The sequence below is a fragment of the Embleya sp. NBC_00888 genome (genome assembly GCF_045207655.1).
Lineage (GTDB): Bacteria > Actinomycetota > Actinomycetes > Streptomycetales > Streptomycetaceae > Embleya.
This window is the reverse complement of the sequence record NZ_CP108784.1, coordinates 4,420,070-4,442,072: the sequence shown is the minus strand read 5'-3', so window position 1 is coordinate 4,442,072 and position 22,003 is coordinate 4,420,070. Positions and strand designations below refer to the sequence as shown.

General features: G+C 72.3%; 20 protein-coding genes and 1 tRNA gene. 17 read left to right on the top strand and 4 right to left on the bottom strand.

Translation table 11 applies throughout. The features are described 5' to 3' along the window. Nucleotides 1–7: 7 nt before the first annotated feature. Complete coding sequence (locus OG948_RS18535) at nt 8–898, bottom strand: FhaA domain-containing protein (protein ID WP_395867702.1); 891 nt, start codon at nt 896–898, stop codon at nt 8–10. 387 nt (nt 899–1,285) lie between these two features. Between OG948_RS18535 and OG948_RS18530 the strand changes: the two genes are divergently transcribed. Beyond that, nucleotides 1,286–1,369 (top strand) — tRNA-Leu (locus OG948_RS18530). 121 nt (nt 1,370–1,490) lie between these two features. Further along, nucleotides 1,491–2,873: a DUF2252 domain-containing protein gene (locus OG948_RS18525; RefSeq protein ID WP_406297617.1), complete on the top strand. Its 1,383-nt coding sequence runs from the start codon at nt 1,491–1,493 to the stop codon at nt 2,871–2,873. A 7-nt stretch (nt 2,874–2,880) separates the two neighbouring features. On the opposite strand, the gene OG948_RS18520 is transcribed toward OG948_RS18525, so the two are convergent. Together OG948_RS18520 and OG948_RS18515 are read right to left on the bottom strand one after the other, a co-directional pair. Further along, nucleotides 2,881–3,726: an ATP-grasp domain-containing protein gene (locus OG948_RS18520; RefSeq protein ID WP_406297616.1), complete on the bottom strand. Its 846-nt coding sequence runs from the start codon at nt 3,724–3,726 to the stop codon at nt 2,881–2,883. Nucleotides 3,727–3,789: 63 nt separating this feature from the next. Then, entirely contained in the window at nt 3,790–4,377 is a 588-nt protein-coding gene (locus tag OG948_RS18515; RefSeq protein WP_406297615.1) for a TetR/AcrR family transcriptional regulator, read from the bottom strand. Between the two features lie 182 nt (nt 4,378–4,559). Here OG948_RS18515 and OG948_RS18510 point away from each other — a divergent pair, with 182 nt between their 5' ends. After that, nucleotides 4,560–5,375, top strand: a complete 816-nt coding sequence (locus OG948_RS18510; RefSeq protein WP_406297614.1) for a hypothetical protein — start codon at nt 4,560–4,562, stop codon at nt 5,373–5,375. 268 nt (nt 5,376–5,643) lie between these two features. Further along, nucleotides 5,644–5,976: a rhodanese-like domain-containing protein gene (locus OG948_RS18505; protein WP_406297613.1), complete on the top strand. Its 333-nt coding sequence runs from the start codon at nt 5,644–5,646 to the stop codon at nt 5,974–5,976. Between the two features lie 18 nt (nt 5,977–5,994). On the opposite strand, the gene OG948_RS18500 is transcribed toward OG948_RS18505, so the two are convergent. Next, nucleotides 5,995–6,684: a PaaI family thioesterase gene (locus OG948_RS18500; protein ID WP_395867692.1), complete on the bottom strand. Its 690-nt coding sequence runs from the start codon at nt 6,682–6,684 to the stop codon at nt 5,995–5,997. A gap of 122 nt (nt 6,685–6,806) precedes the next feature. On the opposite strand from OG948_RS18500, the gene OG948_RS18495 reads away from it, so the two are divergent. The 13 genes from OG948_RS18495 to OG948_RS18435 all read left to right on the top strand — a co-directional run bounded on the left by OG948_RS18495 (nt 6,807) and on the right by OG948_RS18435 (nt 21,982). After that, nucleotides 6,807–8,453, top strand: a complete 1,647-nt coding sequence (locus OG948_RS18495) for an AMP-binding protein (RefSeq protein ID WP_406297612.1) — start codon at nt 6,807–6,809, stop codon at nt 8,451–8,453. 208 nt (nt 8,454–8,661) lie between these two features. Continuing rightward, nucleotides 8,662–9,483, top strand: coding sequence for a DUF5819 family protein (locus OG948_RS18490; protein WP_406297611.1), 822 nt, complete (start codon nt 8,662–8,664; stop codon nt 9,481–9,483). Beyond that, nucleotides 9,470–10,765 (top strand): HTTM domain-containing protein, encoded by a 1,296-nt coding sequence (locus OG948_RS18485; protein ID WP_406297610.1) that lies wholly within the window; start codon nt 9,470–9,472, stop codon nt 10,763–10,765. The genes OG948_RS18490 and OG948_RS18485 overlap by 14 nt, the downstream gene beginning before the upstream one ends. 113 nt (nt 10,766–10,878) lie before the next feature. After that, on the top strand, nt 10,879–11,631 hold the full coding sequence (locus OG948_RS18480; RefSeq protein ID WP_406297609.1) for a TrmH family RNA methyltransferase: 753 nt from the start codon (nt 10,879–10,881) through the stop codon (nt 11,629–11,631). Beyond that, a complete protein-coding gene (locus OG948_RS18475; protein ID WP_406297608.1) occupies nt 11,628–12,494 on the top strand; it encodes a DUF6457 domain-containing protein in 867 nt (288 codons plus the stop codon). Before OG948_RS18480 ends, OG948_RS18475 begins: the two co-directional genes overlap by 4 nt. After that, nucleotides 12,491–13,708, top strand: coding sequence for a molybdopterin molybdotransferase MoeA (locus OG948_RS18470; protein ID WP_406297607.1), 1,218 nt, complete (start codon nt 12,491–12,493; stop codon nt 13,706–13,708). The genes OG948_RS18475 and OG948_RS18470 overlap by 4 nt, the downstream gene beginning before the upstream one ends. After that, entirely contained in the window at nt 13,705–14,853 is a 1,149-nt protein-coding gene (locus tag OG948_RS18465) for a potassium channel family protein (RefSeq protein ID WP_406297606.1), read from the top strand. The genes OG948_RS18470 and OG948_RS18465 overlap by 4 nt, the downstream gene beginning before the upstream one ends. A gap of 10 nt (nt 14,854–14,863) precedes the next feature. After that, nucleotides 14,864–15,844 carry an NAD(P)H-quinone oxidoreductase gene (locus OG948_RS18460; protein ID WP_406297605.1) on the top strand — a complete coding sequence of 327 codons (981 nt, stop codon included), beginning with the start codon at nt 14,864–14,866 and terminating at the stop codon, nt 15,842–15,844. A gap of 167 nt (nt 15,845–16,011) precedes the next feature. Then, complete coding sequence (locus OG948_RS18455) at nt 16,012–16,749, top strand: hypothetical protein (protein ID WP_406297604.1); 738 nt, start codon at nt 16,012–16,014, stop codon at nt 16,747–16,749. 144 nt (nt 16,750–16,893) lie between these two features. Further along, on the top strand, nt 16,894–17,709 hold the full coding sequence (locus OG948_RS18450; RefSeq protein WP_406297603.1) for a hypothetical protein: 816 nt from the start codon (nt 16,894–16,896) through the stop codon (nt 17,707–17,709). A 105-nt stretch (nt 17,710–17,814) separates the two neighbouring features. Then, nucleotides 17,815–18,399 (top strand): PadR family transcriptional regulator, encoded by a 585-nt coding sequence (locus tag OG948_RS18445; RefSeq protein WP_406297602.1) that lies wholly within the window; start codon nt 17,815–17,817, stop codon nt 18,397–18,399. Continuing rightward, entirely contained in the window at nt 18,396–19,145 is a 750-nt protein-coding gene (locus OG948_RS18440) for an ABC transporter ATP-binding protein (protein ID WP_406297601.1), read from the top strand. Before OG948_RS18445 ends, OG948_RS18440 begins: the two co-directional genes overlap by 4 nt. After that, nucleotides 19,142–21,982, top strand: a complete 2,841-nt coding sequence (locus OG948_RS18435; protein ID WP_406297600.1) for an FtsX-like permease family protein — start codon at nt 19,142–19,144, stop codon at nt 21,980–21,982. Before OG948_RS18440 ends, OG948_RS18435 begins: the two co-directional genes overlap by 4 nt. The last annotated feature ends 21 nt before the right edge of the window (nt 21,983–22,003 follow it).

Here is a 22,003-nt window from a genome sequence, read left to right as displayed (position 1 = left end):
CCCGTTGTCACCCCTCGGCTTGGCGGAACACGACAGTGGTGCTGCCGAGCACGATGCGGGATCCGTCGCGCAGACCGGCACGCTGACAGTGCTGACCGTCGACGACGATCCCGTTGGTCGAACCGAGGTCCGTGATCGACGCGGGAGCGCCGATGCGGATCTCGGCGTGGTGCCGCGAGACGCTCGGATCGTCCACGCGAACTTCCACATCGGTGCTGCGGCCCAACTTCACGACCGGGGCAGTGAGCTCGTGACGCACCCCGTTGACCTCCAGCCAGGTACGCAGCCGTGGTGCCGGCGGCGGACTCTGACCGTAGGCGGCCTGCTCCCCCGGCTGCGGCCGGGGAGGCGTCGGCGTTCCCGGGGTCCCGGGCGGGCCGAAGGGCGGTGGTGCGGGCACCCCGGGCGGGGGTGGCCCGCCGGGTCGACCGTATCCATAACCCTGTGGTGGCTGCTCCGGTTGCGGCCCCCCGCCCGGGAAGGGCGGTTGGTGTGGGGGCTGCTGTTGTTCATGGTGCGACTGACTGCCCGCGAGTGCCTGACTGCGCACACGGTACAGACCCGTGTCCAGGTCGTCGGCATGCTCGAAGTGGACCTCGACCGGACCGATGAAGGAGTAGCGCTGTTGTTGCGCGTAATCCCGCACCACGGTCGCCAGCTCGCCGCCGAGTTGCTGCACGTACGGGCTCAGGCGCTCATAGTCGTGTTGGCCGAGCTCGACGACGAAGTCGTTCGGGACCATGGTTCGGTCGCGGTTCCAGATCGTCGCGTTGTTGTCGCACTCGCGCTTGAGCGCGCTGGCGATCTCGACGGGCTGGACATCCGACTTGAACGCCTTGGCGAAGGCGCCGTTGACCAGGCCCTCAAGCCGTTGCTCGAACTTCTTCAGGGGACCCACGGGCACCTCCTTCCGTACGCGATCGGCCGGTCCGGTCCTACAGTCTGCTCACTGATCGTATCCACGCGTGGGAAACGGGCGCGGTTCCCTACCGTGGCCACTGTAAGGAGTGTTGGCTTTCACAGGGATTCCTACACCCTGTTGCCCCCTCCGTGGCTCGCTTGCAGTAGTTGTGCCGCGACCGTGTGCGTGGCCGGGGTCGAAGCCCGTTCACCGTACGGTGCAGGGCAAGCATGCCGGAGAGGCGGGGGTCGTGGGGATCCCGGTCCACAAAGATGAACCGTTGGTTGCTCTGGGTGTCCATACGGATGCTCATGGTGTGAGCGGTGCGGCCTGCGGGTATGGATTCGTACCGGACCTCGCGCCCGTGCTAATCTTTGATTGCTCGCGCGGGTGGCGGAATAGGCAGACGCGCTGGATTCAGGTTCCAGTGCCCGAAAGGGCGTGGGGGTTCAACTCCCCCCTCGCGCACCGAGCAAAGGCCCCAGGTCATCGACCTGGGGCCTTTCTGTATGCCCTGCCGGGTAGGTCTGGTGGTGTCGTGGCGGGACTTGGCGGTGGGCCGTGCGCCGGCTCCGGGGAGGATCGGTAGATGTCGGGTACTGCGGTGGGGCGGGAATTCGTCGTCCCGGGTTTTCGGGACAGGTCGGATGTGGCGTCGAAGGCGCTGGGCAAGGGGCTGCGCGAGCGGGTGTCGCGCGGTGCGCACGCCGACTTCGAGCCCGCGGTGGATCGGCCCGGTGTGGTGGAGAGCGTCGAGCGGGCAAGCGCCGGGCGGCTCGACCACCTGGTGCCGTTGCGGATCGGACGGATGGCGGCCTCGCCGTTCGCGTTCCTGCGCGGGTCGGCCGGGTTGATGGCGGCCGACCTGGCGGCGCAGCCGGTCACCGGGTTGACCGGGCAGATCTGCGGTGACGCGCACGCCGGGAACTTCGGGGTGTTCGGCACCGCCGAGGGACGCCTGGTGATGGACCTCAACGACTTCGACGAGACCGTGCAGGGCCCGTGGGAGTGGGACCTCAAGCGGCTGACCGCGTCGCTGGTGGTGGCCGGTCGGGTGGGCGGCCTGGACGCGGACGCGTGCCGTGCGGCCGCCTACGACGCGGCCGCCTCGTATCGCCGGACGATGGCGGTGCTGGCCCGGATGCCGGTGTTGCAGGCGTGGCACGCGATCGCCGACGAGTCGCTGGTGGCGCACGCGGACGCGGGCGAGTTGTCCGGGCTGCTGGCCCAGGTGACCGCGAAGGCCCGGCGCAACACCAGCGCCCGGTTCGCGGCCAAGTCGACCCGGCGACGCTCGGACGGCACGTGGCACTTCGTCCCGGAGCCGCCGGTGCTGACCGCGGTGGACGACGACCTCGCCCGCGCGGTGGCCGCCGGCCTGGAGAGCTACGTGGACACCCTCTCCACCGAACGGCGGCCGCTGCTGGCCCGGTTCGCGATCGAGGACGTGGCGTTTCGGGTGGTGGGCACCGGCAGCGTGGGTACCCGGGCGTACGTGGTGCTGTTGCTGGGCAACGGCGACGAGCCGCTGGTGCTCCAGGTGAAGGAGGCGCGGCCCTCCGCGCTCGCGCCGTATCTGCCGCCCGCCCACGTCGAGCACGAGGGGCGCCGGGTCGTGGTCGGCCAGAAGTGGATGCAGGCCGGTACCGACGCGCTGTTGGGGTGGACCTCGATCGACGGGCGCGCGTACATGGTGCGGCGGTTCCGCAACATGAAGGGGAGCATCGACCCGAGTGCGCTGGCCGCGCACGAGATAGACGACTACGGGCGGATGACCGGCGCGCTGCTGGCCCGCGCGCACAGCCACTCCGTGGACCCCAAGGTGCTGGCCGGATACTGCGGCAAGAGCGACCGGCTGGAGGAGGCGTTCGCCGGGTTCGCGGTGCGTTACGCGGATCGCACCGAGGCCGACTACGAGCAACTGCTCGCGGCCGTGCGCTCGGGCCGGCTGCCGGCCGAGACCGGGGTCTGACCCAAGGTCAGCGGCGGGCGGCGAACAAGGGCTCCAGCAGCGCCCGGGGCGGGACGCCGGCGGGCAGGTCCGAGACCTGCCCGTCGCCGACCTCGATCACCCGCCACGCGCCGTCCCGGCGTCGGGCCAGGTCCGTGGTGCAAAACGGCGAGCCCAGCTCTTCCACGGCCGTGCGGACCACCGCCAGGTCCGGCGGCTCGGTATGCCCGGCGGGTGTGTCGGGGTGTGCCGTGCTCAGCACGGGGACACCGTCGACCCACCACACCCGGGTCTCGGGGCCGGTGAACTCCTCGAACGCGCGGTAGAGCACGCCACCCTGCAATTCGGCGCCCTGCCGTTCGAGGAAGGTGCGCACCACCGAGCGGGTGTGCGCGACGTCGGCGACATCGGGCACGAAGCACGCCTCGTGCCATTCGTGCTTGCGCGACTTCACCCAGTCCTTGACGATCGCGGGTCCCGCGCCGAGCAGCGCGGGGTCCTCCACCGTGCGCGGCGTCAGGTCGCGGAAGCGGGGATACCAACCCGGGAGTTCGTGGGCCGCCCGATAGTGCTCGGGCGAGGTGGCCAGGCTCGCCCCACGCGAGCGCAGCGCCGCGTCCAGCGCGGCGTAGTGCGGCCCGGGGATCATCCAACCCCGATAACGCAGCGGCCCCCGGTCGTGGGGGACGCGTCGCACCGCCTCGTGCGCGTCGCCGCGCACGAGGGCCTCGTGGTCCACGCGCGCCACCGGGATCCCCAGCGCGAGCGCTGCCTCGGCCTCGGGGGCGAAGTGGGGGTCGGTGCGGCGGGGGTTCAGGGGGTCCGTGGGGACGAGCAGGACCTCGGGTGTGCCCTCCCCCGGGGGTGGTGTCATGGGGAGGACGGTATTGCGTGGGCATGCCGGATGAAGGGTGGACCCTTCATCCGGCCGTGCGCCCTATGACTGCTTCATCGACGCGATGGACGCTCGCGTGAACTCGATGAGGTGCTTGCGCCGGTTCGCCCGGGCCTCCTCGGACTCCGAGTCGGCCCCGAGCAGTACCCGCGACATCTGCGGCATCGTCTGTTGCCAGGCGGCGACGCCGATGAGCGAGAAGAGCAGCTGGGCGACGTCGGGCGAGGACTTCACGCCGAGATGGTCGGCGAACTCCTGAAGTTTGGCGGCGTAGCTCGTGACTCGCCGCTCCTCGTCCGGAACCGGGTCGTGGCCGTAGTACAACGCCTCCCACACCAGCAGCCGGAGCAGCTCCGGGCGGGCGCAGTAGAAGTCGTAGACCTGGGCGATGTACTCGGCCGGGTCGTCGTTGGGCATCGTGACGACCGTGTTGAGCTCCTGGAGCGACTCCGTCAGCACGTGCTGGAAGAGCTGCTCCTTGTTCCCGAAGTACGCGTAGATGCGCTCCTTGTTCACCCCGGCGCGCAGGGCGATGCGGTCGACGCGGGCGCCGGCGATGCCGTGCTCGGCGAACTCCGCGCGGGCGGCGTCGAGAAGTTTGGCTCGGGTGCGTGCGGTGTCGGGCGGCATGGCTGGATCTTATCCCCTCTAGCCAACTGCTTTGTTGGATCGACTGGCCAGGGACGGCCTGACCATGCTGCCCTACCACATAGGCTGCTGGGGGGTGTTGCGAGTGATTTGATCTTCAAAGTCCGGCAGACGCGCCCGCCGACCGGTGTCGCGCGGGAACAGAACAGCACACAAGGGACGTGATGGACGAGGTCAGCGCGCCGACCCCCTGGTCGGACCCCGAAATCGCCGAGTTGGAACGACAGGTCGTCGCGGCGGAGACCGCGCTGCTCGACGACGAGGTCGATGTGACGACCCTTCAGGTCGAGCTGGACAACCTGGCGATCGTGCACCATCGCCGGCTCGGGCCGCTGTACGAGCGGCTCGACGAGTTGGACGCGTTGATCGCGGAGGCGATCGCGGCGCACACCGGCGATCCGGCGGACATCCGGCGTGCGGTCGAATTGCGTGGCGTGGTGACGGACATGCCGGACCTGGACTCGCTTTTGGGCGCCCTGGACGGTGCGGGCGGCGGCGGCGAGTCGGGCGAGGCGGCCGACGAGCCGCTGCCGGTGCCGGAGGTGCACCGGGTCAGCCCCGGCGCCGAGGCCCGCAAGCTCTTTCGCGAGCTGGCCCGCCGGGCGCACCCGGACCTGGTCCAGGATCCCGAGGAGAAGCAGCGCCGAGGCACCTTCATCGCCCGGGTGAACGCCGCCTACGCGCGCGGCGACGTGACCGAGCTGCTGGCCCTCGGTACGGAATGGGCCACCTCCCCGGAGGGTGCGATCGGTCCGGACGCGGAGAGTCGGGGGCAGTGGCTGCGCAGCCGGCTGGCCTGGCTCACCCACCGGCGGTCCGAACTGGCCGGCCTGCGCGATCAACTGATGGAGGGCGCGATGGGGCAATTGCTCCAGCTCGCCCCGCACGACCCGGACGGGCTGCTCGAGCACCTGGCCGATCAGCTCCTGCACGACATCGCGGAGAAGGAGAAGGTGCTCGGCACGCTCGTCGAGTCCTGATCGGGGTCGGCTCGCCGCATCGCCCGGGCCGGCGGCCCGGCGAGCGGGCGACCCCTCCCGGGCCGGCCGGATGGGCGTCGGTCGGCCCGGGGAGGTTGTCGCCCACCCTGCTCGCCGCGGCGGCACATAGCCGTCATTTCGGCCGCGTGTCGCGGGTGACGGCCGGACGGTTCGCTCTTTCGAGGCACCTGTGCCCGGCGCCGATGACCGACAATGTGCGATGAGCGCGGCCGGACGGGTTCCGGACGCCCGACCCACCGGAGATCCGATGCACCTGTCGCCCCCGCCGGCCGTCCCCGCCGCCGCGGTCCCTGACGACGCCTTCGTCCTGGACGTACGGGAGGTGCACGAATGGGACGCCGGTCATGTGGCCGGTGCCCGGCACATCCCGATGAGCACGCTCCTGGAGCGGATCGAAGAGGTTCCGCACGACACGCGTGTGTACGTGATGTGCCGGGTCGGCGGGCGTTCCGCCCAGGTCGCGCACTATCTGGGGCAGCAGGGTTGGGAAGCGATCAACGTCGACGGGGGGATGCTCGCGTGGGAGGCCGCCGGGCGACCCATGGTGAGTGAGACGGCCCTCGCCCCGGTGGTGGTGTGATCGCGGCCTCCGCCCCGATCAGGACCGGCGTTCCGCGATGAACACCGCGGTCGCCTCGGCGGTCACCTCGCCGTCGGCGCGGATCTCGCCGGTCGCGAAGCTCTTGCGTCCTTCGCGACCGGTCCAGCGTCCGGTCAGCTCCAGCGGTACGTCGTAGGGCGTCGCCCGGCGGTAGCGGATGTCCAGCCCGGCGGTCAGCCCGGGCGCCCCGGCCGCGGACGCGGCGACGCCGAGCAACTGGTCCAGGACGACCGCCACGATCCCGCCGTGCGCGCGGGCGGGCGGACCGCCGTGTGCCGCGGTCAGCGTGCAGCGGGCGTGGATCTCGATCGACTCCGGCTCGGCCGAGGGGTCCGGCCTCGGCGCGACCTCCTCGAACACCAGCCTGGGCGCCTGTGGATTGAGCCGGCCCGAGCCCATCTGGGTCAGGTGCTCCAGCCTGCCGTTCGGATACCGGATCAGCGACACCGCCTGCGGGCGTCGGGCGGCGCCCAGCAGTGCGGTCAGTTCGGCGACCCGCCGCGCCGCGTCCGCGCGCGTCGCCGGATCCACGTCCGTCCACACCACCGCCTCGACCAGGTCCCGCACCCGATCCGCGAGCTCCAGCGCCTGGGGGGTCACGCTCTCGGGTCCGGGCAGCGTGCCGGCCATCAGTTCGGCGAGGGCGGTGGCCGAGGCCGGCGGCAGCGGCCTGGTGTTCGAGTTCATACCCGTACCTCCGTGACACTTTTCTTGATCTTGCCAAGAATGCGGGCAAAGAATATGACGGTGCATCAGATCTAACGGTCTATCAGATCCGGCGCGACCGGATCTCGGTGAGGGAGTGCGGCATGGTGACGATCGCGGAACTCGTCCATCACCAGTGGGGCGACCAACGGACCGGGCTCTACTTCGAGGATCGAACCTGGACGCACCACGAACTCGCCCGCGGCGCCGCCGCGCGGGCCGCGCTGCTGGCCGACCTGCTGCCGAGCGGGGCCGAGCCGCACGTGGGAGTCCTGCTCGACAACGTGCCCGAGTTCCCGATCTGGCTCTCCGGCGCGGCGGTGGCGGGCGCCACCCTGGTGGGGGTCAACTCCACCCGACGCGGCGCCGAACTGGCGCGCGACATCACGCACGCCGAGTGCGCGGTGATCGTTACCGAGCGCGCGCACCTGCCGCTGCTGGACGGACTCGACCTGGGCATCCCCGCCGAGCGCGTCCTGGTGGTCGACGATCCCGAGTACGACGAGCGGCTGCGGCCGTACGCGGACGCGGCGCTGCCCGCGCTGGTCGCGGACCCCTCGGACCGGCTGCTGATCGTGTTCACCTCCGGCTCCACCGGGGCGCCCAAGGGCGTGATCTGCTCGCAGGGCCGGCTGGCCGGCGCCGGGACCGTGTTGTCCGAGCAGTTCGGCTTCGGGCCGGACGACGTCAACTACATCTGCATGCCGATGTTCCACGGCAACGCGCTGATGGCGAACTGGTCGCCGGCGCTGCGCGCGGGCGGCGCGGTCGCGCTGCGCAGGCGGTTCTCGGCGTCCGCGTTCCTGCCCGACATCCGGCGCTACGGCGCGTCGTACTTCACCTATGTGGGTCGTGCGATCTCCTACCTGCTGGCCACCCCGGAGCGGCCCGACGACCGGGACAACCCGCTGCGCGCCGGATTCGGCACCGAGGCGGGCGCGGTGGACATGGCGCGCTTCGAGGCGCGCTTCGGGTGCGCGTTGACCGAGGGGTACGGCTCGTCGGAGGGCGGGATGAGCGTCAACTGGCGGCCGGGCACCCCCGCCGGTGCGGTCGGGCCGTGTCCCGAGAACGCCTCGGTGCTGGATCCGGCGACCGGAAAGGAGTGCGCCCGGGCCGAGTTCGACGCGGCGGGCCGGCTGGTCAACGGGGACGCCGCGATCGGCGAGCTGGTCAACACCGGGCGCAACGGCTTCGAGGGGTACTGGCGCAACGAGGAGGCGTCGGCGGCCCGGGCCCGGGACGGGCAGTACTGGACGGGCGACCACTTCTACCGGGACGGCGCCGGATACCTGTACTTCGCCGCCCGCTCGGACGACAAGCTGCGGGTGGACGGCGAGAACCTGGCGGTCGCCGGCATCGAGGGCATCCTGGCGCGCTTCGCGCCGTTCGAGGTCGTGGTCGTGTACGGGGTGCCGGATCCGGTGACCGGGGATCAGGTGATGGCGGCCGTACAGGTGCGCGAGGGCGCGGTGTTCGACCCGGAGGAGTTCGCCGCGTTCCTGGCGGGGCAGTCGGACCTGGGCGCCAAGATGGCGCCGACGTTCGTGCGGGTGGTGGACGAGGTGCCGACCACGGCGACCAACAAGGTGCATAAGGTCGGCCTGCGGCGGGCGGGCTTTCGGGCGGCGGGGCCGGTGTGGTGGCGGCCCGCGCGCGGCGCCGGGTACGGCCTGCTCGACGACGCGGGGCGGGCGGAACTGCTCGACCGCTACCGCGCGCACGGCCGGGAGGGCGTCCTGGACCTGTGAGCCGAGCGGCCGCGCCGCCTCGACCCCGGCGGGTTTGTGCCCGCGCCCGGGGCCGGGGCCGGCGCTCCGGGCGGAACGTGGTCGCGGGTCACCGAAATCGTCTCGACGGCTTGGTTGGCGACGGTTTCGGTACGTGCGACGGACCGGACCCGGTAGCGTGCCGGCAGCACGGGTCCGGACCGGTGGACCCATCGACCACGGGAGAGGCATGCAGTCGCCTGACGACGCGGTGCCCGGACAACCGGCGGACCGGTCGAGGCCCGGATCCGAGACCGGTGCAACGGTGGGCGTCTCGGCCGCCGACCCGGCGACGGGTCGGGGCACGGAGTCCGACCCGGACCCGGTGATCGCCCGGATCCCGGAACAGTCGGGGGAGCGCTCCCCCGTGGACGTCCCGATCGACACGGCCGTGCCCGCGGACGAGCGGAGATCGACCGCGGTGCGTTCGATCTCCGCGCTGTTCGCCGTACTCGCGATCCTGGTCACCCTGGTCCACGTGTTCTTCGTGTTCCTGCACGTCGCGCCCAACAACACGCTGACCCAGGACTACCGCAAGCCGACCGGCACCTGGATCTACCCCTACTTCGAGCAGAACTGGGCGTTGTTCGCGCCCAACCCGATGTCGGAGAACTTCCGCGTGCAGGCCCAGTCGCGGGTGCGCAACGCGGACGGCACCATCGTCGAGTCCGACTGGTCCGACCTGACCGGGGACGACCTGAAGCACATCCGGGGCAACCCGTATCCGAGCAAGGCCGACCAGAACATGATCCGACGCGCGTGGTCGAGCTACGCCGACGCGCACGACGCCAAGGACGAATCGGCGATCGGCGCGCGCGGCCCGCTGACCCAGAACTACCTGCGGCGCATCGTGGTGCACCGGTTCCAGGACGCGGGAGCGAACCGCTCGGTCGAATCCGTCCGGGTCCGGGTCGCCACCACGCCGATCGGCAGGCCGGACGCCAAGACCAAGCCGGAGACCTCGTACCGCATGCTCGGCTGGTGGGAGACGAAGCCCGATGACTTCCGCTGACCCGACGCCGCGCGTCGCGGCGAGCCCGTACCGCCGGGTGGAGGACGCCGTCGCCCGTCGACTGGTGTCCGCCCTGGACACGGTGAGCACCCGTACCTTCGCCGTGCACCAGGCGGCGCTGCTGCGGATCGGCTACGGCCTGGTCTTCCTGGTCGGCCTGATCCGCGAATACCTCAACCGCCGGGAGATCTGGGGCGACCGGTCCGCGTGGTCGCCGGAGATGGCCCGGGAACTGCTCAGCGGCATCGACGGGGTGAGCCTGCTCCTGGAGAGCGACACGCGCTGGTGGTTCGAAGGCGTCTACCTCGCGGCGATCGCGGTGAGCGCGCTGTTCGTACTCGGGTGGCACACCCGGGCGATGAGCGTGCTGTTCGCCGTCATGGTCGTCTCGTTCAACAGCCGGTCCATCCTGATGACCGACGGCGGCGACACCGTCCTGCTGCTGATGTCGATCTACCTCGCGTTCACCGCCTGTGGACGGGTGTGGTCGCTGGACGCGCGCCGGGCCAGGCGCACCGGGATCCGCCCCGGGACCGGTCCCGGGCACGAGGTCGGCGTGCTGGTCGGGCTGCTCGCGATGGTCGCGCTCGGCACCACCTGCCGAGCCGACTCGTGGACCCCGGAGCCCGAGTTCTCCTTCGCGTTCGTCTGCCAGCGGATCTGGATCCCCGGCATCGCGATCGTCTTCGGCGCGCTGTGGCGGCTGCCGCGCGCGGCCGAACAGGTACGGGCCGGCCTGGTCACCGTCGTGCACAACTGCGCGCTGTTCGTGATCGCCGCCGAGGTGTGCTTCATCTACGGCGCGGCCGGGCTGTACAAGGTGCAGGGCTCGTACTGGCAGGACGGCACGGCGATGCACTACGTGCTGAACCTGGAGTACTTCGCCCCGTGGCCCGGGCTCAGCCACACGCTCGGGGAGAACGCCCAGATGGGCGTCCTGATGGGCTACCTCACGGTCTTCATCCAGGTCGGCTTCGTGTTCATGCTGTTCGCCAAGCGGGTCAAGTACGTCGCGATCGTGATCCTGCTCGGCATGCACTTCGGCATCGCGGTCCTGCTGGGCCTGCCCGCCTTCTCCGCGTCGATGTCGGTGGGCGACGCGCTGTTCCTGCCCACCGCGTTCCTGATCTGGACCCGCTCGCGGGTGGTCGGCCGACTGACGGACCGGCTGCGCCGCGGACCCAAGGGGCCGGCCCCGACGCCCGCGGGCCGCGAGGCGGCACCCGCGTCGCCGGTGCCCGGCGGACTCGAAGGGGTGGCCTCGACCTCGGGTCGGGCCTGATCGGTCTCGGCCGTCGGCGTGCGATCCCGCACGTCGCGGCCCCGGCCGCCGGCCGGCGCGCACCGCCCGCCGGCCGGCCGGGAGCCGTGCGCGGCAGGTCCTACGCTGCTGTCATGAACGCGCACGAGATGGAGACCCTCGCGCTGTGGCGGGCCGCGTCGCCCGGCGCGGTGCTGCTGGACGGGTTCCACGCCGTCAAGCACGCGCTGCGATTCGGCGCCGAGATCCGCGTCGTGCTGACCACCGACCGGGCGGCGGTGCGCGCCCTCGCCGACGAACTCGCGGCCGACGTGGGCGGCTATATAGAGGAGACGGCGCGTGAGGTGTCCGTGCCGTTCCTGCGCGAGTTGATCCCGCGCGGCGGCCCCACCGGGGTGGTCGCGCTCGCCCGCCGCCCCGAGGCCGGCCCCTCCTGCGAGCCCGCGCGCACCGCGCCGATCGTGCTCCTGGAGAACCCGCGCAACCTCGGCAACGTCGGCGCCGTCGTCCGGCTCGCCGCCGGATTCGGCGTCGCCGCCGTGCTGACCACCGGCGACCTGGACCCGTGGCACCCGAACGTGGTCCGCGGCAGTGCCGGACTGCACTTCGCGACCGGCGTCGCCCGAGTGGACCCGGACGCGTTGCCCACCGGACCGCTGTTCGTACTCGACCCCGAGGGCGTGGACCTGCGCGCGACCGAGATCCCGGACGACGCGATCCTGGCCTTCGGCACCGAGCGGCACGGCGTCTCGGCGGCGCTGCGCGGGCGCGCCGACCGGCGCGTGGCCATCCCGATGCGCCCGAGGGTCTCCAGCTACAACCTCGCCACCAGCGTCGGGATGACCCTCTTCCGCTGGTCCGAGACCTCCGCGAACGCGCCCACGTGAGCGGCTACGACGCGGTGGTCCTGGCCGGCGGCGCGGCCCGCCGGCTGGCCGGCGTCGACAAGCCGGGCCTGCTCGTGGCCGGCGTCTCGCTGCTCGACCGGGTGCTGGCCGCCGCGGCCGGAGCCGAGCGGATCGTCGTCGCCGGGCCGCGCCGGAACACCCGGCGCGAGGTGGTGTGGGTGCGCGAGGACCCGCCCGGCGGCGGACCGGTGGCCGCGCTGGCCGCCGCGCTGCCGCTGGTTCGCGCCGAGACGGTCGTGCTGCTCGCGGCCGATCTGCCGTTCGTACCCGCCGCGTTGATCGACCGCCTGGTCGCCGCCCTGGAGCCGGCGGCCGATCGAGGCGGCGAGTGCGCCGGCGCGGTGGCGGTGGACGCCGACGGGCGCGATCAGATCCTGCTCGCCGCCTACCGCACCGCGGCCCTGCGGGCGGGCGTCGCGGCCCTGCCGGAACCGGCCGGGGCGCCGCTGCGCCGGGTGGTCGAGCCGCTCGCGCTGCGCCGGATCCGGGCCGATTCCGACGCCGTCTTCGACTGCGACACCTGGGCGGATGTGCGCGGCGCGCGAGCCCGGTCGGGGAGGATGGACACAGCCCCGACGAGGAGAGACATGACTGGCTTGGAAGAGTGGACGGAAGCGGTCAAACAGGAGCTGGGCATCGAGCTGGACGTGGACATCGCGGCGCTGCTGGACATGACCCGGGTGGCGGCGCACAACGTACAGCGACCGGCCGCGCCGCTCACCTCCTTCCTGGTCGGCTACGCGGCGGCCAGTCGCGGCGGCGGCGCGGCCGCCGTGGCCGAGGCGCTGCGGCAGGCCCGAGAGCTCGCCGAACGCGCCGGCGCGGAGCCGGGCGCCCGATGACCCTTCGGGAGGACCGGGCCACCATGCCGCGCTCCGAGTCGCACCAGCCGCAGGCACTGGGCTGGCCCGAGGCCCGGGCCACGGCCCGCGCGGCCGGCCGACCGCTGCCCGTGGTCTCGCGCACCCTGCACCACGCGCGCGACCACGTGCTGGCCCGGCCCATCGTCGCGCTCACCGACCTGCCCTCCTTCGACACCTCGGCGATGGACGGATGGGCGGTCGCCGGACCCGGGCCGTGGCGGGTGCGCGGCCGATTGCTCGCGGGAGAGGCCGGCGAGGGCATCGGCGTGATGCGCGACGGCGACGCGGTGGAGATCGCCACCGGAGCGCGGGTGCCGCGCGGGGCCACCGCCGTGCTGCGCAGCGAACAGAGCCGGGTCGAGGGCCGCACGCTGTTCGGCGACGTGCACATCCAGCAGGGCACCGACATCCGCGCGTGCGGCCAGGAGTGCCGCCGCGGCGACGAGTTGTTGCCGGCCGGCACCACGGTCACGCCGGGGGTCACCGGGCTGGCCGCCGCCTCCGGCTACGACGAACTGGTGGTGGTCGACCGGCCTCGGGTGGAACTCCTGGTGCTGGGCGACGAGTTGCTCGACTCCGGGCTGCCCAGGGAAGGCCGGATCCGGGACGCGCTCGGCCCGTTGATCACGCCGTGGCTGCGCACCCTCGGCGCCGACCTGCTGCGGGTGCGCCGGGTGGGGGACAGCCTGGACACGCTGCGCGGGCACGTGAGCGCGTCCCGCGCCGACGTGGTGATCACCACGGGCGGCACCGCCGACGGCCCGCGTGATCATGTGCACCCGCTGCTCGCCGACCTGGAGGCGGACGTGCTCGTGGACGGCGTCGCGGTCCGCCCGGGTCATCCGATGTTGCTCGCGCACCTGCCCGGCGAGCGTCCCGGCGCCGGCCGCTACCTGGTCGGCCTGCCCGGCAACCCGCTGGCCGCGGTGGCCGGCATGCTCACCCTCGCGGTACCGCTGCTGCGCCGGCTCTCCGGCCGCCCGGAGCCGCGCCCGCGCCGGATCCGGGTCGGCGCCGACATCGCCGGCCACCCGAGGGACACCCGACTGGTGCCGATGCGCGCGGATCGGCCGCTGGCGTTCTCCGGGCCGGCGATGCTGCGCGGGCTCGCGGTCGCCGACGGCATCGCGGTGGTGCCGCCGGGCGGCGTGCGTGCGGGTGATCGGGTAGAGGTGCTCGGGGCGCCGCGATGAAGACCGTGCGCTTTCCCGACGACCGACCGGCCGATCGGCGCGGGCCGCGCGGTGCGCTGGCCCGGCCGCTGCCGGCGCTGAAGAAACAGGCCGACGGGCCGGCGGGCCTGGCCGGTCAGGCGGGCGCGACCGTGCACATCCCCAAGGACCGTCCCGGTCCGCTCGTGCAGGTGTTGCGCCGGTTCGGGATGGCGCTGCTGGTTCTGGCGGTCACCATCCTGGTGGTCTACCTCGACCGGGACGGCTACCGCGACACCGTGGACGAGCACGTCTCGCTGCTCGACGCGGTCTACTACGCGACGGTCACCCTGTCCACGACCGGCTACGGCGACATCACCCCCGCGAGCGACGGCGCCCGCCTGGTGAACGTCGTCGTGATCACCCCGCTGCGGGTGGTCTTCCTGATCATCCTGGTCGGCACGACCCTCGAGGTGCTCACCGAGCGCACGCGGGAGCAGTTGCGGCTCAACCGTTGGAGGTCCACGTTGCGCGACCACACGATTCTGGTCGGCTACGGCACGACCGGGTACAGCGCGGTGCACACGCTGATGGCGCAGGGGATCTCGCGCGAGAACATCGTCGTCGTCGACTCCGACCCCGAGGCGGCCACCGAGGCGAGCGACGACGACAAGCTCGTGGTGGTCTCCGGCGATGCCACCCGGGCCGAGGTGTTGCGCCGGGCCGAGGTGGAGCGGGCCCGGAACATCATCGTCTCGGTCAACCGGGACGACACCGCCGCCCTGGTCACGCTGACCGCGCGGCAGTTGAATCGGCGGGCCTGGATCGTGGTCGCGGTCCGCGAGGACGAGAACGCTCCGCTGATCCGGCAGAGCGGGGCCGACTCGGTGGTCACCACCGCGAGCGCCGCCGGCCGACTGCTCGGGCTCTCCATGCTCAGCCCCAACGTGGGCGAGGTGATGGAGGACCTGATGCACTACGGCGAGGGCATGGACCTGATCGAGCGGCCGATCGACAAGCGCGAGGCGGGCAAGTCGCCCGGCGAGTGCGGCGATCTGGTGGTGGCCGTGGTGCGCGGACACCGCACGCTGCGGCACGACGACCCGGAGGCGGCGGTGCTCGGCGCGGGTGACCGACTCGTGGTGATCAAGACGCATAAGCCGCAGCCGAAGACGGGCGACTCATAGGCTGGTGGCCATGTTTGCAATCACGATTGCCGGACCGGGCGGACCCGAGGTACTGAACTGGACCGAGGTCCCGGACGAGAAACCCGAACCCGGCGAGGTGTTGGTGGAGGTGGCCGCGTCGGCGGTCAACCGGGCCGATCTGTTGCAGCGACAGGGGTTCTACCAGCCGCCGGCCGGCGCCTCGGCCTACCCCGGCCTGGAGGCGTCGGGTCGGATCGTCGAGGTGGGCGCGGGCGTGTCCGGCTGGGCGGTCGGCGACCGGGTGTGCGCGCTGTTGGCGGGCGGCGGCTATGCCGAGCGGGTCCGGGTGCCCACCGGCCAACTGCTGCCCGTGCCCGCGGGCATGGACCTGATCACGGCCGCCGCGCTGCCCGAGGTGGTCTGTACCGTCTGGTCGAACGTGTTCATGGTCGCCCACCTGCGCAAGGGTGAGACCTTCCTGGTGCACGGCGGGTCGAGCGGGATCGGCACGATGGCGATCCAGCTCGCCTCGGCCGCGGGCGCGCGGGTGTTCACCACGGCGGGCTCGGCGGTCAAGCTGGAGCGCTGCCGCGAACTCGGTGCCGAGGTCGCGATCAACTACCGGGACGAGGACTTCGTGGCCCGGGTCCGCGAGGTCACCGACGGGGCCGGCGTGGACGTGATCCTGGACAACATGGGCGCGAAGTACCTCGATCGCAACGTGGACGCGCTCGCGGTCAACGGCCGGCTCGTGGTGATCGGCCTCCAGGGCGGTGCCCGGGGCGAGTTGGACCTCAACAAGCTGCTGACCAAGCGGGCCGCGATCGCGGCGACCTCGCTGCGGGCCCGCCCGATGTCGGAGAAGTCCGCGATCGTCGCGGCGGTACGCGAACACGTGTGGCCGCTCCTGGACGCGGGCCGGGTCGAGCCGATCGTCGATCGGGTGCTGCCGGTGGCCGAGGCGGCCGACGCGCACCGGGTGCTCGAGGAGAGCGGACACATCGGCAAGGTCCTGCTGAAGGTGCGCTGACGCGGTCCGGGCCCGCCGGCGCGGCCGACGACGCGCCGGTGTGGTCCGGGCACTCCGGGCGGTGTGGTCCGGGTGGTGTGGTCCGGACGAATGAAAATCGGATGACCATTCCACTGCGCCGAATGTCGCTGAACGGGTCTTTTGTCGATTTTCCTTAGTCTGACCGCATGCCTACCCCCGGCGGCTTCGCGCGTCGACTGGCTGCCGGGTGTGTGCTCACGGCGGCCCTCCTCCTATCCGGTGCCTCGGCGCTCCCCGGTGCGTCGGCGCTGCCCGATGCCCCGGCGCTCGCGGGCCCGTCACCCGGGCCCTCGGCCGGCGCGGTCGACGGGTCACGGCCGCCGGCCGACGAGCCGGATCCGGGGGCGTCCCCGCGGGGACGGGCGCCGGCCGGGCCCGAGTTGCGCCCGGATCCGCCGGTGCACGTGGACGCGCCGGCCGAGCCGAGCGGGCCGCCCCGACCCGCTCCGGCAACGGACGCGCCGACGCAGCAGGAGTGGGAACGACTGCTCGACCGGCTGGCCCGACACGGCGCCCGCCCGGTGACCGACGAGTCGGGCCGCGCGGTGCTCGACGTCGAACACGAACTCGTGCTCACCGGCGGCACCGCCGGCCTGGACGCGCTGCGGTCCTGGGGGGCGGAGGTCGCCGAGGACGATCGACCCGGGGTGTACGCCGTGCGCTCCGGCGGCCGAATCGTCGCGCGCTACCTGATGGAGTCCGACCCGAACGCCCCGACCGACCCCTCGGCTCCGGTCACCGCTTCGGCCTTCGATGCGCCGCCCACGCTGCCCAGAACCGGTCCATCCGTTGTGAATTTGACTCTGATGGGCCTCGGGGGAGCCGGTATCGTCTGCGCCGGTGGACTGCTCGTCCGGTGTTTCCCGGCGCCGCGACGACGCTGACCGGCGGGATGGGCGTCGGTCCCGCCGGGCAGACTGTGTGTCTGGCGCATCGCGGATGAAGGGTGCAGGCTCGTCGAGGATGCGAATCGTGATACAGCGGTACCTTCCGGCAAAGTCCGACCGGTGGTGGGGGAAGGAGGCGTGATGTGGTCGATCGGCGGGTTTCACCGGCGGATACCGCTGGGCCCGACGATCATCGCGCTGGCCCTGATCACGCTGCTCGTACTCACGAACATCTGCGGCTCCGGCCCCGGCGTGCAGGCCCGACACGACCGCAGCGGGCCCTCGCCCGCCGACATCCCGCCGCAACTGCCCGCCCAGGACCAGAGCATCGAGGCCGGCCCGATGCCGACCGGCGGTGCCACGCCCGCGCCCGACGGCTCGGCGCCCACGAGCGGGCAGCCCGTTCCGGTGCCCACGGTGACCGTGACCGAGACGGTGACGGCACCGCCCGGGAACGCGCCCGGTTCCGGTGGTCGGACCGGGAACACGACGAGCACCCCCGCTCCCGGCGGACAGTCCGGTGGATCCGGCGGCACCGCCGCGACGACCGGCTCCGGCGGCCAGACGTCGGAACCGCCGCCGTTGGGTCAGCGGTTCCGGGTGAGCGACGTACGGCTCAGCGCGGACCGCGCCAACGGTTCCTACGTGCGCTGCAACGGACTCGACCAGGTGACGTTCGTCGGGACGGTGCTCGTGGACGGGGCGGGGCCCGGCGACATCGTCTTCCAGTGGGTGTACGAGAGGGGGCTGCTGCTCCCGCAGGACATCCTGCACTTCACCGGCTCCGGCCCGCGCCAGGCGAGTATCCCGATCACTTGGGCGATCCCGCCGCAACTGTTCGGTGAGGCGAGCGGTGTCCTGCAACTGCTGATCCTCCAGCCGGTCGCGAACGCGCAGACCGAGCGGTACACGTTCAACTTCAACTGCCGGGGCGGCTCCCCCTCCAACGACCGCTGACCCTCGCCGGCCGGTCGTTCGCCTCCTTCCGCGGGCGCTTTCCCGGGACGCTCCCACCGCGTGCCGGTCTTGCGTACTTGAGCATACCGGGTATACATACTCGGTATGTCCATCAAGCACGGCCTGCTCGCATTGCTCGATCAGGGCCCTCGATACGGCTATCAGCTCCGGACCGAATTCGAGGCCCGGACCGGTTCCACCTGGCCGCTCAACGTCGGTCAGGTCTACACCACGCTCGGCCGCCTGGACCGCGACGAACTCGTCGCGCCCGACGGCGAGGACGACGAGGGGCACGTCTTCTACCGGATCACCGACAAGGGTCGGGCCGAACTGCGCGAGTGGTTCCAGGCGCCGGTGTCGCGCACCAGCCCGCCCCGGGACGAACTCGCGATCAAGCTCGCGATGGCGGTCACGGTGCCCGGGATCGACGTCCGGTCGGTCGTCCAGGGACAGCGCGCGCACACGTTGCGGGCGTTGCAGGACTACACCCGACTCAAGACCCGCGCCGCCGAGGACGACCTCGCGTGGCAACTCGTCCTGGAATCACTGATCTTCCACGCGGAGGCCGAGGTTCGCTGGCTCGACCACTGCGAGGCGCGGCTGGCCCGCCGGGCGGCCGAGCGGGAGCCGGCGCCGACTCCGGTGGACGAGCGACCCGCACCCGCCCGCAGGCGCGGGACGCGTCGATGACCACGGCCACAGGGGGCACGGTGGAACCGGTATTGGAACTCAGGTCGGTGGGCCGCATCCACGGTCGGGGCGACGTGCGCGTCGAGGCCCTGGCCGAGGTGGATCTGGCCGTCGTGCCGGGCGAGATGCTCGCCGTGATGGGACCGAGCGGGTCGGGCAAGTCGACCCTGTTGATGCTCGCGGGCGGGCTGGACCGACCCACGCACGGCGAGGTCCTGGTCGAGGGGCGGGAACTAGGCGGGCTCAACCGGCGCCGGATGGCCGCGCTGCGCAGGCGCAGCGTCGGCTACGTCTTCCAGGACCTCAACCTGGTCCCGGCGCTGACCGCCGCGGAGAACGTCGCGCTGCCGCTCGAACTCGACGGCGTGTCGATCCGCCGGGCCCGGCAGGCCGCGCAGGTGGCGCTGACCGAGGTCGGCCTCGAACACTTCGGCGACCGCTTTCCCGACGACATGTCCGGCGGCCAGCAACAACGCGTCGCGATCGCCCGCGCGTTGGTGGGCGAGCGCCGACTGGTGCTGGCCGACGAGCCGACGGGCGCGCTCGACTCGACCACGGGCGAGGCGGTGTTGCGGGTGCTGCGGGCGCGGTGCGAGGCCGGTGCGGCGGTGGTCCTGGTGACCCACGAGGCCCGGCACGCCGCGTGGGCGGACCGGATCGTGTTTCTGCGCGACGGTCGGCTCGTGGACGACACCGGTCCCACGGCCGACGCCGAGTCGCTGCTGTCCCGGGGTGGTTCGCGATGAGCGTGGGCTCGTGGCGGGCGACCTTGCGGATCGCCCGTCGGGACGCGCTGCGGGCCAAGGGACGCAGCGCGCTGATCGTCGCGATGATCGCGCTTCCGGTACTGGGGATGAGCGCGGCCGACGTGTCCTGGCGCAGCGTGCAGTTGGACACCGACGAGGTGATCTCGCGCTCGATGGGGCAGGCGGACGCCCTGGTGCGGGACACCGCCTCGGAGCGGCCCGGCGACGGGAGTCCGTTGCCCACGGTCGCGATTCGACAGGATGTCGAAGGCGACGAGTGGCGTCCGGCCGACCTGGATCGGCCGCCGCCCGGGCAGTCCGTAACACTGCTGCCGACCGGCGGATCGCCCGACCGGCCGGCTTCCCGGGCGGCGAGCGCGGCGATTCCCGGGGTGACCGAGCGGCTGGTCGACCGCTTCGGCTACGGGACGGTGTCCACGGAGCACGGTCGGACCGAGGTACAGATCCGCGAGTTCGACTACACCGAGCCGCTCGCCGAAGGCATGGTGTTCCAGCGTGGGGGGCGGGCCCCGCAGGCCCTCGACGAGGTGGTCGTCACCGAGGAGTTGCGTCGTTCGGGCGGATACCGGGTCGGCGGCCGACTCACCGAGAAGTCCACCGGTCGCACGTTTCGCATCGTCGGCACCGTCGATCTGCCGAACCATCTGCGCAAGTTCATGGTGATCGGCCGGCCGGGCGCGGTGCTCGACGCGATGCGTGCCCTGCCGGGGGCGAGTGGTTCGTTCGCCGAGCAGGTCGACGAGCTGATCCGGGTGCCGGGCGGGGTGTCGTGGGCGAAGGTCAAGGAGGCCAACCGGCAGGGCTTTTTGGTCAAGTCCGCCGTGGTGCTCGAGGATCCGCCCGCGAGCGACGAGTCGCAGTACGAGTCCCCGCGCCAGTGGGTCGACTCGCGCGCGCTCAGGCTCGGCGGCATCGGCGTGGGCCTGGGCCTGTTGGAGATGATCCTGCTCGCCGGCCCGGCCTTCGCGGTGGGTGCCCGCCGCAAGCGGCGCGAACTCGGGCTGATCGGCGTCGCGGGTGGCAGCCGTCGGCACATCGGCGGGGTGGTGCTCGGCGGTGGTGTCGTGCTCGGTGCGGTCGGCGCACTGCTCGGCACGGCCCTGGGCATGGCGGTCGCGGCCCTGCTGCGGCCGTGGTTCGCCGAGAAGTCCGGCCGGCTGCTGGGCCGCTACGACGCGCGCGCGCTCGAACTGCTCGGCATCGGCGCGGTCGGGGTGGCGGTCGGCGTAGCCGCCGCGCTGATCCCGGCCTGGCTCGCGGCCCGTGAGGACATCGCCGCGTCGTTGTCCGGCCGCCGAGGGGTGCGCCGAGGTTCGCGCGTGTTGCCGATCGCCGGGGTCTTCGGTGCCGCGCTCGGCGTCGCCATCGCGCTGTACGGCGCGGACGGCGCGAACGACAAGGTCATCGTCGCGGGTGTGGTGGTGGCCGAACTGGGCCTGGTCGCGTGTTGCCCCGCCCTGATCGGAGCGACCGCGAAACTCGGTCGCTTCCTGCCGCTGAGCCCCCGATTGGCGCTGCGCGACGCGGCCCGCAGCCGCCCGCGCAGCGCGCCGGCGGTGGCCGCGGTGATGGCCGCGGTGGCGGGTTCGGTGGTGATCGCGGTGGTCTGGTCGAGTCAGAACGCGGACGAACGGAACAGATACCGCCCCAACGCCCAGGAGAACCACGTCCTGATCGGTTTCCCCGGGCGGGTGCCGGGGACCGGGCTGCCGGGCGAGACGGCGGTGAGCGCGCGTGGAGCCGAGGAGATCCGGCGGGCAGTCGAGCGGATCCTGCCCGACGCGAAGGGCGGACCACTGGGCACGCTGGGCGGAACCTGTGTGCAGGAAGCCAAGTGCGTCACCTTCCGGCCGGAGAAGTTGCCCGAGGCCCGCTGCCCGGCGCGCTCCGGCGACGACCGGTGGCGTGACGATCCCAGATGCCGGTACGAGACACGGGCCCAGAACGGCTTCTTCCGGTCGGTGGTCGGGGACGCGGATCTGCTGCGCAAGCTGACCGGCGCGGACGACCCACGCGCGATCGAGGTGTTGTCCCGCGGCGGGGTCGTCCTGTTCGAGAACGGGTACGTCGGGCCGGACGGCAAGGTGGAGGTCAAGGCACAGGAGACGTTCTCCGGACCCGGAATGGTCCGCATGCCCTCCCCGGAAGCGGCCGAGTCGGAACCGCCGGGTGTGTGGCTGCCCGCGGTGTCGGTGCAAGCCCCCTTCGGTCTGTCCGGCATGTTCGCCTCGCCGGAGGCGGCGCGCGCACTCGGAGCCGTGGTCGAACCGGCCGGGTTGGTCTACGACGCCGGGCGCTCGCCCTCGGACGCGCAGAAGCAGCGGTTGGAGGAGCAGGTGGCGAAGGTCTCCGAGCAGGGCTTCGTCTTCGTCGAGCGCGGATTCCAGCCGATGAGCGACGCGCGGATGTTGTTGCTCGCGGTGTTCGCGCTGGTGATCACGGTCGGCGCGTCCGGGGTGGCCACCGGGTTGGCACTGGCCGACGCGCAGAAGGACCTGGCCACGCTCGGTGCGGTGGGCGCGCCGCCGAGTGTGCGGCGCCGGTTGTCCGCGTTCCAGAGCGGGGTGATCGCGTTCCTGGGCACCGCGCTGGGACTCGCGGCGGGCGTACTCGCGGGGGTGGTCGTGCGCCGAGGACAGAAGTCGGCCGTGTGGGACGTGATGCCGGCCGAGGCCAAGAGTCGGCTGCACGCTCCCGAACTGGTGATTCCGTGGTCTCAACTGGGCCTCGCGCTGATCGTGCTGCCGATCCTCGCGGCCCTGCTCGCGGCGCTTTTGACACGATCGCGTGCGGTGGTGCGCGGCAGGACGGCTTAAGCCCTCGGCGCTCCTAGGATG

Bases quoted from the DNA above. Each gene is read 5' to 3' on its own strand.
- OG948_RS18515 (WP_406297615.1), bottom strand. From the start codon at position 4,377: ATGCCGCCCGACACCGCACGCACCCGAGCCAAACTTCTCGACGCCGCC.
- OG948_RS18465 (WP_406297606.1), top strand. From the start codon at position 13,705: ATGAAGACCGTGCGCTTTCCCGACGACCGACCGGCCGATCGGCGCGGG.
- OG948_RS18470 (WP_406297607.1), top strand. From the start codon at position 12,491: ATGACCCTTCGGGAGGACCGGGCCACCATGCCGCGCTCCGAGTCGCAC.
- OG948_RS18445 (WP_406297602.1), top strand. From the start codon at position 17,815: ATGTCCATCAAGCACGGCCTGCTCGCATTGCTCGATCAGGGCCCTCGA.
- OG948_RS18435 (WP_406297600.1), top strand. From the start codon at position 19,142: ATGAGCGTGGGCTCGTGGCGGGCGACCTTGCGGATCGCCCGTCGGGAC.
- OG948_RS18510 (WP_406297614.1), top strand. From the start codon at position 4,560: ATGGACGAGGTCAGCGCGCCGACCCCCTGGTCGGACCCCGAAATCGCC.
- OG948_RS18495 (WP_406297612.1), top strand. From the start codon at position 6,807: ATGGTGACGATCGCGGAACTCGTCCATCACCAGTGGGGCGACCAACGG.
- OG948_RS18525 (WP_406297617.1), top strand. From the start codon at position 1,491: ATGTCGGGTACTGCGGTGGGGCGGGAATTCGTCGTCCCGGGTTTTCGG.
- OG948_RS18480 (WP_406297609.1), top strand. From the start codon at position 10,879: ATGAACGCGCACGAGATGGAGACCCTCGCGCTGTGGCGGGCCGCGTCG.
- OG948_RS18460 (WP_406297605.1), top strand. From the start codon at position 14,864: ATGTTTGCAATCACGATTGCCGGACCGGGCGGACCCGAGGTACTGAAC.
- OG948_RS18450 (WP_406297603.1), top strand. From the start codon at position 16,894: ATGTGGTCGATCGGCGGGTTTCACCGGCGGATACCGCTGGGCCCGACG.
- OG948_RS18455 (WP_406297604.1), top strand. From the start codon at position 16,012: ATGCCTACCCCCGGCGGCTTCGCGCGTCGACTGGCTGCCGGGTGTGTG.
- OG948_RS18485 (WP_406297610.1), top strand. From the start codon at position 9,470: ATGACTTCCGCTGACCCGACGCCGCGCGTCGCGGCGAGCCCGTACCGC.
- OG948_RS18520 (WP_406297616.1), bottom strand. From the start codon at position 3,726: ATGACACCACCCCCGGGGGAGGGCACACCCGAGGTCCTGCTCGTCCCC.
- OG948_RS18500 (WP_395867692.1), bottom strand. From the start codon at position 6,684: ATGAACTCGAACACCAGGCCGCTGCCGCCGGCCTCGGCCACCGCCCTC.
- OG948_RS18440 (WP_406297601.1), top strand. From the start codon at position 18,396: ATGACCACGGCCACAGGGGGCACGGTGGAACCGGTATTGGAACTCAGG.
- OG948_RS18505 (WP_406297613.1), top strand. From the start codon at position 5,644: ATGCACCTGTCGCCCCCGCCGGCCGTCCCCGCCGCCGCGGTCCCTGAC.
- OG948_RS18490 (WP_406297611.1), top strand. From the start codon at position 8,662: ATGCAGTCGCCTGACGACGCGGTGCCCGGACAACCGGCGGACCGGTCG.